The sequence below is a fragment of the Priestia sp. SB1 genome (genome assembly GCF_038898415.1).
On the sequence record NZ_JBBJSS010000023.1, the window covers coordinates 1 to 15,752 of the forward strand.

16 protein-coding genes, 1 tRNA gene, 1 rRNA gene, 1 other RNA gene and 1 other annotated feature are annotated in these 15,752 nt (G+C 37.6%); of the genes, 14 read left to right on the plus strand and 5 right to left on the minus strand.

All coding sequences use genetic code 11. The annotated features are described in order from the left end of the window. Positions 1 to 64: 64 nt before the first annotated feature. Positions 65 to 1,030: a YaaC family protein gene (locus WKH56_RS34520; RefSeq protein ID WP_028412712.1), complete on the minus strand. Its 966-nt coding sequence runs from the start codon at positions 1,028 to 1,030 to the stop codon at positions 65 to 67. A 116-nt stretch (positions 1,031 to 1,146) separates the two neighbouring features. Between WKH56_RS34520 and guaB the strand changes: the two genes are divergently transcribed. The 6 genes from guaB (at position 1,147) to WKH56_RS34550 (ending at position 7,608) form a co-directional block, all read left to right on the plus strand. Beyond that, positions 1,147 to 2,613 (plus strand): IMP dehydrogenase, encoded by a 1,467-nt coding sequence (guaB, locus tag WKH56_RS34525; RefSeq protein ID WP_013054827.1) that lies wholly within the window; start codon positions 1,147 to 1,149, stop codon positions 2,611 to 2,613. Between the two features lie 150 nt (positions 2,614 to 2,763). Then, a complete protein-coding gene (locus WKH56_RS34530) occupies positions 2,764 to 4,119 on the plus strand; it encodes a serine hydrolase (protein ID WP_310884144.1) in 1,356 nt (451 codons plus the stop codon). Positions 4,120 to 4,309: 190 nt separating this feature from the next. Then, positions 4,310 to 5,197, plus strand: coding sequence for a pyridoxal 5'-phosphate synthase lyase subunit PdxS (gene pdxS / locus WKH56_RS34535; protein ID WP_013054829.1), 888 nt, complete (start codon positions 4,310 to 4,312; stop codon positions 5,195 to 5,197). 21 nt (positions 5,198 to 5,218) lie between these two features. Further along, positions 5,219 to 5,806, plus strand: coding sequence for a pyridoxal 5'-phosphate synthase glutaminase subunit PdxT (pdxT, locus tag WKH56_RS34540; RefSeq protein WP_028412710.1), 588 nt, complete (start codon positions 5,219 to 5,221; stop codon positions 5,804 to 5,806). Between the two features lie 57 nt (positions 5,807 to 5,863). Further along, positions 5,864 to 6,076: a binding site (T-box leader), on the plus strand. Positions 6,077 to 6,128: 52 nt separating this feature from the next. Continuing rightward, the gene (serS, locus tag WKH56_RS34545) at positions 6,129 to 7,406 is read left to right on the plus strand and encodes a serine--tRNA ligase (protein ID WP_310884145.1); all 1,278 of its coding nucleotides are present in this window, start codon (positions 6,129 to 6,131) and stop codon (positions 7,404 to 7,406) included. A gap of 109 nt (positions 7,407 to 7,515) precedes the next feature. Next, positions 7,516 to 7,608: transfer RNA gene (locus WKH56_RS34550), tRNA-Ser, on the plus strand. A 121-nt stretch (positions 7,609 to 7,729) separates the two neighbouring features. Here the strand turns inward: WKH56_RS34550 and WKH56_RS34555 are convergent. The 4 genes from WKH56_RS34555 to WKH56_RS34570 form a co-directional block, all read right to left on the minus strand. Then, entirely contained in the window at positions 7,730 to 8,410 is a 681-nt protein-coding gene (locus WKH56_RS34555; protein WP_028412708.1) for a deoxynucleoside kinase, read from the minus strand. Next, a complete protein-coding gene (locus tag WKH56_RS34560) occupies positions 8,410 to 9,045 on the minus strand; it encodes a deoxynucleoside kinase (RefSeq protein WP_028412707.1) in 636 nt (211 codons plus the stop codon). The genes WKH56_RS34555 and WKH56_RS34560 overlap by 1 nt, the downstream gene beginning before the upstream one ends. A gap of 143 nt (positions 9,046 to 9,188) precedes the next feature. Beyond that, entirely contained in the window at positions 9,189 to 10,490 is a 1,302-nt protein-coding gene (locus WKH56_RS34565) for a glycoside hydrolase family 18 protein (RefSeq protein WP_013081323.1), read from the minus strand. A 56-nt stretch (positions 10,491 to 10,546) separates the two neighbouring features. Beyond that, positions 10,547 to 11,089 (minus strand): cysteine hydrolase family protein, encoded by a 543-nt coding sequence (locus WKH56_RS34570; RefSeq protein ID WP_033580900.1) that lies wholly within the window; start codon positions 11,087 to 11,089, stop codon positions 10,547 to 10,549. Positions 11,090 to 11,168: 79 nt separating this feature from the next. Between WKH56_RS34570 and tadA the strand changes: the two genes are divergently transcribed. The 8 genes from tadA to WKH56_RS34610 form a co-directional block, all read left to right on the plus strand. Beyond that, positions 11,169 to 11,639: a tRNA adenosine(34) deaminase TadA gene (tadA, locus tag WKH56_RS34575; RefSeq protein WP_028412705.1), complete on the plus strand. Its 471-nt coding sequence runs from the start codon at positions 11,169 to 11,171 to the stop codon at positions 11,637 to 11,639. A gap of 102 nt (positions 11,640 to 11,741) precedes the next feature. Next, positions 11,742 to 12,006: signal recognition particle sRNA large type (ffs, locus tag WKH56_RS34580), an RNA gene on the plus strand. Positions 12,007 to 12,136: 130 nt separating this feature from the next. Further along, on the plus strand, positions 12,137 to 13,825 hold the full coding sequence (dnaX, locus tag WKH56_RS34585; RefSeq protein WP_028412704.1) for a DNA polymerase III subunit gamma/tau: 1,689 nt from the start codon (positions 12,137 to 12,139) through the stop codon (positions 13,823 to 13,825). 19 nt (positions 13,826 to 13,844) lie between these two features. Next, a complete protein-coding gene (locus WKH56_RS34590) occupies positions 13,845 to 14,165 on the plus strand; it encodes a YbaB/EbfC family nucleoid-associated protein (protein ID WP_013081327.1) in 321 nt (106 codons plus the stop codon). Between the two features lie 15 nt (positions 14,166 to 14,180). After that, positions 14,181 to 14,777, plus strand: a complete 597-nt coding sequence (gene recR / locus WKH56_RS34595; protein WP_014461944.1) for a recombination mediator RecR — start codon at positions 14,181 to 14,183, stop codon at positions 14,775 to 14,777. A gap of 14 nt (positions 14,778 to 14,791) precedes the next feature. Beyond that, positions 14,792 to 15,016, plus strand: coding sequence for a YaaL family protein (locus tag WKH56_RS34600; RefSeq protein WP_013054840.1), 225 nt, complete (start codon positions 14,792 to 14,794; stop codon positions 15,014 to 15,016). 116 nt (positions 15,017 to 15,132) lie between these two features. Beyond that, a complete protein-coding gene (locus tag WKH56_RS34605) occupies positions 15,133 to 15,402 on the plus strand; it encodes a pro-sigmaK processing inhibitor BofA family protein (RefSeq protein WP_013081328.1) in 270 nt (89 codons plus the stop codon). 289 nt (positions 15,403 to 15,691) lie between these two features. After that, positions 15,692 to 15,752, plus strand: a 16S ribosomal RNA gene (locus WKH56_RS34610); the annotation flags it as partial.

Genomic DNA, 15,752 nt, shown 5'->3' on the forward strand with positions numbered 1-15,752 from the left:
TGGGACTTTGTCCCTGTGAGAGTAGGACGTTGCCAGGCACTTGAAAAAAGACTAGCTATTTTAGCTAGTCTTTTTTTGTGTGTTCATTTAAGTAACAAGAAATTAAGTAAGGAATCTTTTGAGCTGTAACCTCAAGGAACCTCAAGATAAATGGATAATCTTTCGAAGAGTATGTATGCAATAATTCATACCACCACTCTGTTTCATAACGTGAAATCATACTTAAATTATAAAGTAATAAGTAATGTGCCAACATCTCAGGGAAATATAAGCAGCTATCTTTTTCCAACGGTGCATGCAGCGTGTTAGCTTGGAAATTGTACATAAAAGGTGAACAATTATATAAACAGCTTGAAGGGTCAAGAATACATACCTGATCTTCTGACAAAGACAATGATAGATGGGAACGCTCTTTTAAAAAAGAATAGAGTCTTTCGTGATTCATATGATAACACCGTGTAACTTGTTCAGGAATAGGCAAAGAGGTAGCTGGAAGCGATCCAATAGTTGTTAAATGGGAAGATGGCCTCGTGCCCAAATTTAAAAATAATGTATCTAATTCAGGTACACAAGACAACAGATAATTCATTGTATATTTACTACCTTCTAGTTGTTTCACATGAAACAATTCTTCTCCTACTTGTGAAAATAAACCGCTTTTTTGAATCTTAACTTCATCATCTAAAAAATCATAACTTTGTTTTTTTCTTTTTCGTGTTGATACTCCATGTGCTAACACCGCCGTATTTTCGGGATATACGGGGTTTTGTGTTAACAAACAAGCTTTTAACAGCTGTGACATTCCATAAAATAATAAAACGGGTTGAACTGATACAGGAGATTGTGCCGCAACTTGATAATAATTTTTACTGTGTTCCAAATAATAAATAAATGGGTAACTGTTTTTAAAACTATGTTGCTCTGCATCGCTATAATTCAATTTTTGATAGCGCTTTTTTAAAAAGTCTTGTACAAAAGGAACGGAGAAAAATAAATTGTAGGACGTCCAAACATCATTAAATTTATGCAACTAAATCACCTTTTCTTTTTATTAGAATTATCTGATATCTAGTGAAGTTATTGACAGGTACATATCTGCTTGTTAATCTACTAATAATATTCTGTCGTTTAAAGGAGGATTCTATAATGTGGGAAAGCAAATTTTCTAAAGAAGGCTTAACATTTGATGACGTTTTACTGGTGCCAGCAAAATCTGAGGTACTACCTAAAGACGTTGATATGAGTGTTGAACTAACAAAAACATTAAAATTAAAGGTGCCGTTCATCAGTGCAGGAATGGATACAGTTACAGAAGCTGAAATGGCTATTGCGATGGCTAGACAAGGTGGTTTGGGTATCATTCACAAAAACATGTCGATTGAACAGCAAGCAGAACAAGTTGATAAAGTAAAACGTTCTGAAAGTGGTGTTATCACGGATCCTTTCTTTTTAACTCCTGAAAACCAAGTATTTGCTGCTGAACACTTAATGGGCAAATATCGTATCTCAGGTGTGCCGATTGTCAACAACGAAGAAGAACAAAAACTAGTTGGAATCCTTACAAACCGTGACTTGCGTTTCATCCAAGATTATTCAATGCAAATTGCTGATGTAATGACAAAAGAAGAATTAGTTACTGCTCCAGTAGGAACGACTTTAGAAGAAGCAGAGAAAATTCTACAGCAATACAAAATTGAAAAGTTACCTCTTGTAGATGACAATGGCGTATTAAAAGGCCTTATCACAATTAAAGACATTGAAAAAGTAATTGAGTTTCCAAATGCAGCTAAAGATCAACAAGGTCGATTATTAGTTGGAGCAGCTGTTGGCGTAACAGCTGATTCAAATGTTCGTATCGAAAAATTAGTACAAGCTGGCGTTGATGTTATCGTTATTGATACAGCGCATGGACATTCACAAGGCGTTTTAGATACAGTGCGCAGCATTCGCGAGGCATATCCAGAATTAAATATTATTGCTGGTAACGTAGCAACGGCTGAAGGTACAAAAGCATTAATTGAAGCCGGAGCAAACGTAGTAAAAGTAGGAATTGGACCTGGTTCAATTTGTACAACTCGTGTTGTCGCTGGTGTAGGCGTTCCACAAATTACGGCAGTATATGACTGTGCAACTGAAGCTCGTAAGCACGGGGTAGCTATTATTGCAGATGGCGGTATTAAGTACTCTGGAGATATCGTAAAAGCACTTGCAGCTGGTGGACATACAGTAATGCTAGGAAGCCTTCTAGCAGGAACGACAGAAAGCCCTGGCGAAACAGAAATCTACCAAGGAAGACGCTTTAAAGTGTATCGTGGAATGGGCTCTGTGGGAGCTATGGAAAAAGGAAGTAAAGATCGATACTTCCAAGAAGATAATAAAAAATTAGTTCCAGAAGGTATCGAAGGCCGTTTGCCTTACAAAGGACCTGTAGCAGATACTTTATATCAAATGATTGGTGGTTTACGCGCAGGAATGGGTTACTGTGGTTCAGCTAACTTAGAAGCGTTACGTGAACAGGCACAATTCATCCGTATGACTGGAGCAGGCTTAAGAGAAAGTCACCCACATGATGTACAAATTACAAAAGAATCTCCTAACTATTCTATGAGATAATCATGAATGTGTAAAAAACACGTTTCCTTAATAGGGAAACGTGTTTTTTATGTCATTAATCATGAATGTAACAGTACTTCTTTATCTATTTTTTTAAATTTTAGTATGATAAAATTACATTTATGTGAGTTTACGTTTGGAGGGTATAGAGTGAGAAACGCAGTACAGAAACAATTAATTTGTGTCATTGCTGTTATGTTAATGGCCAGCGTATTTTTTGTCTCTACACAAGCATCAGCTGCTTCTAAAACAGATGATATTGGCGTTGAAGCAGACGCAGCCATTTTAGTAGAGGCAAGTACGGGGAAAGTGCTATACGGGAAAAATACGGATGCTTTATTAGGTATTGCAAGCATGACAAAAATGATGACGGAATACCTAGTATTAGAATCCATAAAAGATAAGAAATTATCTTGGGATCAACGTGTGCCAATTAGTAAATATGCAGCTAAAATTTCTCAGGATTATGGATTATCAAATGTACCATTAATCGAAAACCAAAAATATACGGTAAAAGAATTATATGATGCCATGGCTATTTATTCAGCTAATGGAGCAGCCATTGCTTTAGCTGAAGCTGTCAGTGGTTCTGAAGAAGGTTTCATTAAGTTAATGAATGAAACAACAAAAAAATTAAATATGGGTGAATCAAAATTTGTCAATTCTACAGGTCTTTCTAATTCCTTGTTAAAAGGGATGTATCCAAAAGGAACAAAGGAAGAAGATGAGAACCTCCTATCTGCTCGGGCAGTTGCTACTCTTGCTTATCACTTGATTCATGATTATCCAGAATCTTTGGAAGTAGCCAAAACTCCTTCCAAGATGTTTAGACAAGGGCAACAAGGTGAAACAAAAATGAACAATTGGAATAAGATGCTCCCTGGTTTTTCAGCTGCATACAGCGGCGTAGACGGCTTAAAAACTGGTCATACAGATTTTGCAGGTCAATGTTTCACTGGAACTGCAGAGCGTAACGGGGTAAGATACATAACAGTTGTAATGAATGCCAAGGAAAACGGTAAGTCTACAGAAGCTGCTCGTTTTTCTCAAACGAAAAAGATATTGGATTATGCTTTTAGTCATTTTCAGTTAAAAGAAGTAGTGCCTGCTAACGGCGAGATTAAAGGGCATGAAACAATTGATGTTGCTAAAGGAAAATCAAAAGAAGCTTCCGTTTCTCCAAAGAATTCGGTAAAAATTATTACCGAAAAAGGTCAAAAAGATCATACTAAAATCAACTTTAAGTTAAACGATAAAGTTATGAACGATCAAAAAGTTGTTGCTCCTATTAAAAAAGGAGAAACAGTTGCTTATGTAAGTGCAACAAACAGCAATCTTAAAGATCTAGGCTATGTAGGAGGCCAAACTACAGATAGCATGACGCCGGTCGTGACAAACGAATCTGTTGAAAAAGCTGGATGGTTCTCTCTCGCTATTCGCAGTATTGGTAACTTCTTCAGCGATATTTGGATGAATGCTGCAAATACAGTGAATAACTGGTTTTAATGATAACTCAAGAGAAAGAAGAGATACTACAAGGGAGTATCTCTTTTTTTTATTTTTAGATTTGTTTGTATATAATCTATAAATTAGATAGGAATTTTCCGAAAAATACGGTAAAATAGACACTAAGTTTTGAATTTTGTATATACACTAAAAATTATTGTGAAACACTTGATACAGGAGGAAGACAAACATGAATAACATTACAGGTACTGATCGTGTAAAACGAGGAATGGCGGAAATGCAAAAAGGTGGCGTTATCATGGACGTGATCAACGCAGAGCAAGCAAAAATTGCAGAAGCAGCAGGCGCTGTTGCCGTTATGGCATTAGAGCGTGTTCCAGCTGATATCCGTGCAGCAGGCGGCGTGTCTCGTATGGCAGACCCAACAATTGTTGAAGAAGTGATGAATGCTGTGTCCATTCCAGTTATGGCAAAAGCTCGTATTGGCCATATTGTTGAAGCACGCGTGCTAGAAGCGATGGGTGTAGACTACATCGATGAAAGTGAAGTGTTGACTCCAGCTGATGAGGAGTTTCATTTAAATAAAAATACATTTACGGTTCCATTTGTGTGCGGTTGTCGTGATCTTGGTGAAGCATCCCGCCGTATTGCTGAAGGAGCTGCAATGCTTCGTACAAAAGGCGAACCAGGGACAGGAAACATCGTGGAAGCAGTGCGTCATATGCGCCAAGTAAACGCTCAAGTACGTAAAGTTGTGGGCATGGACGAAGATGAGTTAATGACAGAGGCAAAACTATTAGGCGCGCCTTATGAGTTATTACTGCAAATTAAACGTGAAGGTCGCCTACCGGTTGTAAACTTTGCAGCGGGCGGTGTAGCAACACCAGCAGACGCAGCGTTAATGATGCAGCTTGGAGCAGACGGTGTGTTCGTTGGTTCAGGAATCTTTAAATCCGACAACCCTGAAAAATTTGCTCGAGCAATCGTTGAGGCAACAACGCATTATCAAGATTATGAACTCATTGCAAACTTGTCAAAAGGATTAGGAAGCGCAATGAAAGGGATTGAAATTTCATCATTATTACCAGAAAACCGCATGCAAGAGCGTGGATGGTAATTTAAAGGGAGTTTTGACAAAATGGTAAAAGTAGGCGTGTTAGGATTACAAGGTGCCTTTCGCGAGCATGCACAAGCATTAGAAGCAGCAGGCGCTGAAGCCATTATCATTAAAAAAGTTGAACAGCTAGACGAAATAGATGGTTTAATCCTACCGGGCGGCGAAAGCACAGCGATGCGTCGTCTGATTGACAAGTATGACTTTATGGAACCTCTTCGCCAGTTTGCACAAGCAGGTAAACCGGTGTTTGGTACGTGTGCGGGTTTAATTTTACTTGCAGGACAAGTTGTTGACCGTGAAGAGCCCCATTTAGGTGTTATGGATATTACGGTAGCTCGAAATTCATTTGGGCGCCAACGAGATAGCTTTGAAGCTGCTCTAAATATTAAAGATATTGGTGAAGATTTTATAGGCGTATTTATCCGTGCTCCGCATATTGTAGAAGTAGGAGAAAACGTTGAAGTCTTGGCAATGCATAACGACCGAATTGTTGCAGCAAGACAAGGTCAATTCTTGGGATGTTCGTTTCATCCAGAATTAACAGATGATGCTCGCATGGCTCAGTATTTTGTAGCAATGGTTGAAGAAGCTTCGAAAAAACCTGTATAAATGAATTGCATCTTGTAAAGACTTGTAGTACATTATGATTAATAAAAATGATATTGGTATAAAGCGTTGATAGGAAATAGTAATAAGATTTTTGATTTCAAGAGAGTCGATGGCTGGTGTGAATCGATAATCAATTCTTATGAATCCGTCCTGGAGCAAGCTGTCGAAAAAGTAGTAGGCAGTTTCGGTTCATCCGTTATCTGGTTTAAGAGGAAGGCTTATTTTAGCTTTCAATTAGGGTGGCAACGCGGGTAAACTCTCGTCCCTTTCATAGGGATGAGAGTTTTTATTTTGCCCTTTTATACTAAAGGAGGTACTCAGTATGTTAGATTTAAAATTTTTACGTGCTAATTTTAATGAAGTAAAAGAAAAGCTCAAGTTTCGTGGTGAGGACTTAACGGACTTAGGTCGCTTTGAAGAGTTAGATGCAAAACGCCGTGAGCTAATTGCTCAAACAGAAGAGTTAAAAAGCAAGCGAAATGAAGTATCACAGCAAATTGCACAATTGAAACGTGAAAAACAAGATGCTGATCATTTAATCGTCGAAATGCGTGAAGTAGGAGACCGCGTAAAGCAATTAGATGAAGAGCTTCGCAGCGTTGAAGAAGAATTAGAGCTATTGCTGCTTTCAATTCCTAACGTTCCACATGAAAGTACGCCTGTAGGTGAAACTGAAGATGATAACGTAGAAATTCGCAAATGGGGAGAAATTAAACAATTTGATTTTGAACCAAAACCGCATTGGGATTTAGGAACAGATTTAAATATTTTAGATTTTGAAAGAGCTTCGAAAGTAACGGGAAGCCGCTTTGTATTTTATAAAGGGTTAGGTGCAAGATTAGAACGTGCTCTTATTAACTTTATGATGGATTTACATATGGATGAGCATGGTTATGAAGAAATCCTTCCTCCATATATGGTGAATCGTACAAGTATGACAGGAACAGGGCAGCTTCCTAAATTTGAAGAAGATGCATTTAAAATTAAAGAAGAAGATTATTTCTTAATTCCTACAGCTGAAGTACCAGTTACAAATTTACATCGTGATGAAATTTTAAGCGGAGATCAGCTTCCAATTGCTTATACAGCGTATAGTGCTTGCTTCCGCTCAGAAGCAGGCTCTGCAGGAAGAGATACACGTGGGCTTATTCGCCAGCATCAGTTTAATAAAGTAGAACTTGTTCGCTTTGTTAAGCCAGAAGATTCTTATGATGAATTAGAAAAATTAACGGGCCATGCTGAAAAGGTTCTTCAACTATTAGGTTTACCTTACCGAGTTCTAAGCATGTGTACAGCTGACTTAGGTTTCACAGCAGCCAAAAAGTATGATATTGAAGTTTGGATTCCAAGTTATGAAACGTATCGTGAAATTTCTTCTTGTTCAAACTTTGAAAGCTTCCAAGCTCGCCGTGCTAATATTCGCTTCCGCCGTGATACAAAAGCAAAACCAGAACATGTTCATACACTAAATGGTTCTGGCTTAGCAATTGGCCGTACGGTAGCTGCAATTTTAGAAAACTACCAGCAGGAAGATGGATCAATTCAAATTCCAGAAGTGCTGCGTCCATATATGGGAAATAAAGAAGTTATTTCTAAATAAAAGTAGAAGATGTTCATTAAATTAATTTTTAATGAACATCTTTTTTAAAAAAATTAATAAAAGAGTTGACTTCATTATTTTTATATGATAAATTAATACTTGTCGATACGGAGGAATACCCAAGTCCGGCTGAAGGGATCGGTCTTGAAAACCGACAGGGGTGTTAAAGCCCGCGGGGGTTCGAATCCCTCTTCCTCCGCCATATTTGACTTATAATGCAATTAACATAGCGCGATAAATTGGAGATTGGAAAACCGTTACTTATAAGTAACGGTTTTTTATTTGTTGAAAATGCCGCTTTATTTATTAAAGCGGCATTTTTTTTATAGCTGACGACGTTTTAACTTTTCATTATGTTGTAAAAAGCGAGCCACTTTTTCAACAATTGATTCAATTGAATCAGGATCCTTGAGAAGGTCGTATTCTCTAATATCTAAACGGAGAATAGGACAAGCCGTAAAGTTATTAATCCATTCTTCATATCGGGCGTGCATCTCTTTCCAATAATCGAGAGGCGTTTGTTGTTCCATTGGTCGCCCTCTTTCTTGAATGCGATCTACAATATCTTCGAAGCTGCCTTCCAAATAAATGAGCAGATCTGGATGAGGGAAGTATGGAGTCATAACCATTGCATCGAACAAGCTTGTATATGTCTCATAGTCTACTTTAGACATTGTTCCCTTTTCAAAATGCATCTTAGCAAAGATACCGGTATCTTCGTAAATGGATCTGTCTTGGATAAAACCGCCGCCATACTCGAAAATCTTCTTTTGTTCTTTAAAGCGTTCCGCTAAAAAATATACCTGTAGGTGAAAGCTCCAGCGTTCAAAATCCCCATAAAATTTGTCCAGGTAAGGGTTGGAATCTACTTTTTCAAACGATGTGCGAAATTGGAGAGCATCAGCCAATGATTGAGTCATCGTAGATTTCCCAACTCCAACTGTACCCGCTATCGTCAACACAGCATCATTAGGAATGTTGTATTTCGATCGTAAGTTTACCATTATATACTCCTTTTCAACATACTCTCTTGAACCTCTGATAAGATTCTATTTAAGTGTTGTTTATTTTGTACAAAATCTATTTCATCACCGTTATAACGTAAAATGGTTACGTCAGGGTTCTTTTGTTCAAATGCCGTCATAGCTTTTTCATAATCATCACTTAGTCTCGCAAGGTAGTGAGGATCGATGTTTCGTTCAATTTCTCTTCCACGCATTTTAATACGCTTTAGCAAGGTATCTAAACTGGCATTTAAATAAATAATAATGTTCGGAGCCGGCATATCAGCCGTTAAGATGTGGAAGATTTGTACATATTTTTTATACTGTTCATCTTTTAACGTTTGCTCAGCGAAAATCATGTTTTTCATAATATGATAATCTGCTACAACAGGTTTTTTATAAGATAAGAACCCTTTTTGAATATCCTCTAACTGCTTATATCGATTACATAGAAAAAACATTTCGGTTTGAAAACTCCACTCGTCGATATTCTCATAAAATTTCCCGAGAAATGGATTTTCATCTACGATTTCTTTTAAAATTTCGAACTGAAATGCTTGTGCAATCTCTTTAGCTAGAGAGGTTTTTCCGACACCGATGGGTCCTTCTACTGAAATAAAAGGTGTGCCTTGCATTCATTTGCCTCCTTCATGACCACTCGTTCAAAAAAAACAGACAAAAAATATTTTAACATAGAGAAGGAGAATAAGGGGAAAAGAAATTTCTTTCAGTAAGAAGAATAACAAAAAGCCTACTGTTAACAGTAAGCTTTCCCTATTTATGGCTGTGTCACTCTTTTTGTAATTTTGAAGTTGTCTTCAATCAAGAGCCAGTTTTGTGGGAAATCTAAGCCTAGTTTCCAGTAGGCCATTCCTCTAAGTTTTAATTCTTTGATTAAATCAAACTTGGCCTGAATAGACCTAGCGTCTTCAAACCATACTTCGTGAGTGCGCTGCTGTTCATCTTTATACCGGAAGAAAGGAGCTTGTGCTTTATTGTCGTATTGAATAGCTACTTTATAACGAGCTGCCAACTCAATAGCTCTTTGAGGACTAATGGCTTTGGCGTATTCTCCTCCTGGTTTGTAAGGCAGTGTCCAATCGTAACCGTATAGGTTTTGGCCCATGATAATTTTTGAACTAGGTATTTCAGATACTGCATATTCTAAAACATCACGTACGGGACCAATAGGAGAGACGGCCATAGGAGGCCCACCGCTATATCCCCATTCATATGTCATTGGAACAACGAAGTTAGCAATCTCTCCAATGGCTTTATAATCATGTGCTTCATACCATTTGCCTTTTTGATCTCGACTTGTCTTCGGAGCTAAAGCCACAGACATGAGAAGTTGCTCATCTTGAAGACGCTTTTTTGCTTTCTGTAAGAATGCAATATAGGCTTCTTTATCTGCCGGACGCAAAAATTCGAAGTCAAAGTGAATGTCTCTGAAATTTTGTTCTTTCGCTGTTTTTACAATATTATTTAAGAGCGTATCTTGAACGTCTTTATTAGTTAAAATTGCTCGGCCGACTTCATCACTGAATGCACCGTTTTCAATATTAGCCAATACCATTAAGAAGATGACGTCATTTTCTTTAGCAATAGAACCTAAATTGTTAAGTGGAGGTGCCTTTAGAGAACCGTCTTTTTGCACTTCGAAGTTCGCTGGTCCGAGATAAGTAAGGTATTTTGCATTTTGATTAATCATTTTCTCTGTTTGAGGGGTGATTTTTCGATTGCTTGTTTCAACATACCCTAAAAACTCACCGTTTCTTTTGTTTGGGGAAGGGGGAATTAAGATGCGGCGGCCAGGTGTTAAGGGTGCTGTAACTGAAACATTGTTCGCATTGGCAATAGCCTGATAGCTAACGCCTAATTTTCGTCCTATTTTCCATATAGTGTCCCCAGCTTTTACTGTGTAGTAAGTACCGTTGATGGGAATAACCATAGATTGCCCGATGACGAGTTGATTTGGATTAGGTAATTCATTTGCTCTTATAATCTTTCCTGCGTCAATCCGGAACTGTTTTGCAATACTATATATACTGTCACCTGCTTTAACAGTGTAAATTTGCATAATAAAAAGCCTCCATTTCATATGACTTACTTCCATCATATGAGAAGGCTTTTTACTTAATTCATCAACTCAGTATGTTTGCAAATACGAGCATTTAATACGTTATGCATCATTCTTAAAGCAAAGGTATTGTCTTCATCTGCGTTTGAAGCAATACAATCTTCAGGCACAATTAAATTATACTCACGCATATAAGCATCGTTGGCTGAAAAAAGCACGCATATATTTCCCGCAATTCCTGTTAAAATAAGTGTATGCACATCGAGCTGTGATAGCAAAATATTTAAAGCTGTTCCATAGAAAATAGAATGCTTTGGTTTAATTAAAAAGTAATCAGCGTTTTGTGGTGAAATGTGATGTAGAATGGGTGAACTTACCTCATTTGTGCAGTGTGTTAAAATGGTTTCTAAGTTTGCTTGCCACAGCTTATAGTGGTCATTGACGTAAATAATAGGGATATGTTGAGACGAGGCATATTGTTTTAATTCGGCAATATTTTGAGCGATTATTAAAGATTTTTCAGCAAGTACTTTGCCGTTTTTGAATTGAAAATCGTTTAGCATATCAATAATAATTAAAGCAGTTTTAGCATTCTTCACACAAGGTCTCTCCTTTTCCTGATGTACATAGTAAATAGTTTGACTCAGAAAAAATATAATATGTAAGGTTGGATAAAAAGTGTTAAATGATGAAAAGTATATGAGGTTGGCAATTGATGAAGCATTAAAAGCTAAAGATAAATTAGAGGTTCCTATTGGAGCAGTTATTGTTCAAAATGATGAGGTGATTGCTGCAGCTTATAACTTACGAGAAACAGAACAGCGATCAGTTGCTCATGCGGAACTTTTAGCCATTGATGAAGCATGTAAGAAACTAGGAACATGGAGGTTGGAAGACGCTACGTTATATGTCACCTTAGAACCATGTCCGATGTGTGCAGGTGCTATTGTATTATCAAGAGTGAAAAGAGTTGTGTTTGGCGCTTATGATCCTAAAGGTGGCTGCGCTGGAACATTGTTAAATTTATTAGAGTTTGAAAAGTTTAATCATCAAGCAGAAGTAGTAGGAGGTATGCTAGAAGAAGAATGCGGGAGCCTCTTAACGACTTTTTTTCGTGAGTTACGTCAACGAAAAAAGGCTGGAAAATAGCGCTAAAAAAGTAAGTTTTCTATAGCGGTTGCATTTTTGAATGAAAAGACGTATACTTGTAAATGCATCAACTTGATGCCCAAACTATTGGTTTCAACTTTGCCGTGCTAAGCGGGGAGGTAGCGGTGCCCTGTACTCGCAATCCGCTCTAGCGAGGCCGAATTCCTTCTTGAGGTTAGCTCATCTTAGGGCCTGCCTTAAGTAAGTGGTGTTGACGTTTGGGTCCTATGCAATGGGAATCTGTGAACCCTGTCAGGTCCGGAAGGAAGCAGCAGTAAGCAGAACCTCTCATGTGCCATGGGGTCGCCTGGACCGAGCTAACTGCTTAAGTAACGCCTGGGGTGGCTAATCGACGGAAGGTGCACGGCAGTTATATACATAAGTTTAGTCTACTCTGTGAGAGTAGGCTTTTTATTTTATCTCTTACTATTTTGAAAAAAAACCTCATAATACGCTATAATGAGAACTAATGAATTATATTAAAAGGAGAGGATGTAGTGGCATATCAGGCTCTGTACCGTGTATACCGTCCTCAAAGCTTTAACGACGTAGTCGGTCAGCAACATATTATCAAAACACTTCAAAATGCCCTTGTCCAAGAAAAATTTTCGCATGCGTATTTATTTTCTGGGCCTCGAGGGACAGGGAAGACAACAGCTGCTAAAATTTTAGCGAAAGCCGTTAACTGTGAAAAAGCACCCATTGCTGAACCTTGTAATGAATGTGCAACTTGTCGGGGAATTACGGATGGTTCCATTTCTGATGTAATTGAAATTGATGCAGCCTCTAATAATGGAGTCGATGAAATTCGAGATATCCGTGATAAAGTAAAATATGCACCTAGTGCTGTTCGATACAAAGTGTACATTATTGATGAAGTTCATATGCTTTCAATTGGAGCTTTTAACGCTTTGTTAAAAACGTTAGAAGAACCTCCTGCACATGTCATCTTTATTTTAGCTACAACAGAGCCCCATAAAATTCCATTAACGATTATCTCCAGATGTCAGCGCTTTGATTTCAAACGCATTTCGCCAGAAGATATCGTATATCGAATGAAGGAAGTATTAGGTTCTGAAGAGCTAGAAGTAAGCGAGGATGCTCTTTACGAAATTGCGAAAGCTTCAGAAGGAGGCATGCGTGATGCACTTAGTCTTTTAGACCAAGCCATCTCGTATAGTACGGAGAAGGTGAGCTTAGAGGATGTTCTATCCATAACAGGAGCAGTATCACAGTCTTTTATTGTGAAGATCGTCCAAGCTATCTTTAACGAAAACATTGTAGAAGCGCTAGATTCTGTTGAAAGTTTGATCAAAAACGGAAAAGATCCAGCGAGGTTTGTAGAGGACCTCATCTTCTATTATCGTGATGTTCTGCTTTATCAAGCTTCAGAAGAAAATGCATATTTACTTGAAAAAGCAGCGGTTAACGAAGAGTTTAAAGAACTTAGTTCAAAAATGGATAGTGCCTTTATTTATAAAGTCATTGCTGAATTGAACCAAACTCAGCAAGAGATGAAATGGAGCAATCATCCTCGAGTGCTACTTGAAGTAGCTTTAGTAAAATTAGCTCAAAGTTCTACAAATCAAGAGGGTGCTCTTCCATATCAAGACATTTTGCAAAAAATGAATCAAATGGAAGCAGAACTGCAGCAGCTAAAAGAAAAAGGCATTCAAGTTGATCATACAGCTCAGGCAGCGCAAACAGAGAAAAAACAGACAAGACAGTCAAGAAGTCAGTACAAAACGCCTGTTGGAAAGGTAAATGAAGTTTTAAAAAATGCCACTCGGCAGAATTTAGAAACCATTAAGCGATCTTGGGCGCAGGTATTAGACACATTGAAACAACAAAATAAAGCTTCACATGCAGCGTTGTTATCTAACAGTGAACCGGTTGCGTCTTCAGATCAATCATTTATACTTAAATTCAAATATGAAATTCATTGCAAAATGGCTTCTGAAAATAACAACAATGTACGTGATAATTTAGAGAATATCTTATATACTTTAATTGGCAGCAAGCGTGAAATGGTTGCAATTCCAGAAAGTGAATGGGATAAAGTAAGAGAAGAGTTTCTTCAAGGACAGCAAAGTGATGGGTCATCAGGTCAACCACAGGAGGAAGACCCCGTGGTTGCAGAAGCGAAAAAGCTATTTGGAGAAGACTTAATCGAAATTCAAGAGTAAATTTAGGAGGAATGTTCATATGATGAAAGGCATGGGCAATATGCAAAAAATGATGAAACAAATGCAAAAAATGCAAAAAGATATGCAAAAAGCGCAGGAAGAGTTAGCTGAAAAAACTGTTGAAGGTACAGCTGGCGGTGGAATGGTAACAGTTGTGGTTAACGGTCAGAAACAAGTAATTGATGTAAATATTAAAGAGGATGTAGTAGATCCTGAAGATATTGAAATGCTACAAGATTTAGTACTAGCAGCAACAAATGACGCATTAAAACAAATGGACGATTTAACAAATAACACAATGGGTCAATTTACAAAAGGTTTAAATATTCCAGGACTTTAATAAGGTGGTTGCCACGTGCATTATCCAGAACCAATATCAAAGCTTATAGATAGTTTTATGAAGTTACCCGGCATTGGTCCAAAAACAGCTGTTCGCTTAGCGTTCTTTGTTTTATCTATGAAAGAAGATACGGTATTAGATTTTGCAAAAGCATTAGTTAATGCGAAGCGAAATTTAACCTATTGTTCAGTTTGTGGGCATATCACAGATCAAGATCCTTGCTACATTTGTCAAGATCAGCGTAGAGAGCGCAGTGTGGTATGTGTCGTGCAAGACCCTAAAGATGTCATTGCAATGGAGAAAATGAAAGAATATAATGGCTTGTATCATGTCCTGCATGGCGCAATTTCACCTATGGAAGGAATAGGGCCTGAAGATATCAAAGTACCAGAGTTATTAAAAAGACTTCAAGATGATGAGATTCAAGAAGTGATTTTAGCTACTAACCCGAATATAGAGGGCGAAGCTACGGCTATGTATATCTCTAGGCTCTTAAAGCCGACAGGAATTAAAATTACTAGAATTGCTCATGGGTTACCCGTCGGAGGAGACCTTGAGTACGCGGACGAAGTAACATTATCTAAAGCCCTAGAAGGTAGAAGAGAAGTATAACGAGGTACTTGCATATGTTTTTTAAACGAAAAGGTTGGCTACGCAAAGAGTACGATGATGAATTTGTGAAGACTTTTATGCAAGTAAAGCAGGAATGGAGTCACAAAACTTCAATGGTAGAAAGAAGTGTAGATCCTTCAGAAGAGGTAATGGTAGATATTCGATTAGCCAAAATGAAGTATCTTTTTCTATTAAAAGAAGCCAAACATCGAAATATTTCAATTAACAGGATGTCATAGAGGCATCCTGTTTTGTTGTCTTTATAAAATAAGGATTTCCCTCCGTGAAATAGTGCTTTTTTTGAATGCTTGGACATATATATAAGGTAACTTATCTGCTTTAAGAAGGAGGCAACATGCTAAATCATCCTATTGTAGTTGTGTCTTTTTTAATAGGGCTAATCATTCTACTCTTAGTAACAGGTGGTGTTGAAAAAATGCTTCGAGTCATTGGAAATTTATCGATTAAGCTTATTATTGGCGTTTTGCTGCTTTTCTTTATTAACATCTTTGGCGTACAGTTCGGTATTCATATTCCTATTAATTTCCCCACAGCTATTGTTTCAGCTATTTTAGGTATTCCAGGAATAGCTGCCCTACTTGTTATTAATAATTTCATATTATAATTTGGAAGAATATCCAAAATAAAAGTTTTCTGGAATCTTTTCGAGAAAACTTTTATTTTTTTTGAAAAAGTTGTTGACCAGCAAGTTATCAGATGTTATATTTATATACGTCGCTAAGACAGTAACGAAAAATAACTCGAAAATAACTTAAAGAAAAAAGTTGTTGACAAGTTATTCTTAAGGTGGTAAGATAAGAAAGTCGCCTTGAGACAAGAGTTCTTTGAAAACTGAACGAAATAGTAAACGTCAACGTTAATTTTTATTTTTTTAAACGAGCAAGTCAAACATTTCTTCGGAGAGTTTGATCCTGGCTCAGGATGAACGCTGGCGGCGTGCCTAATACATGCAAG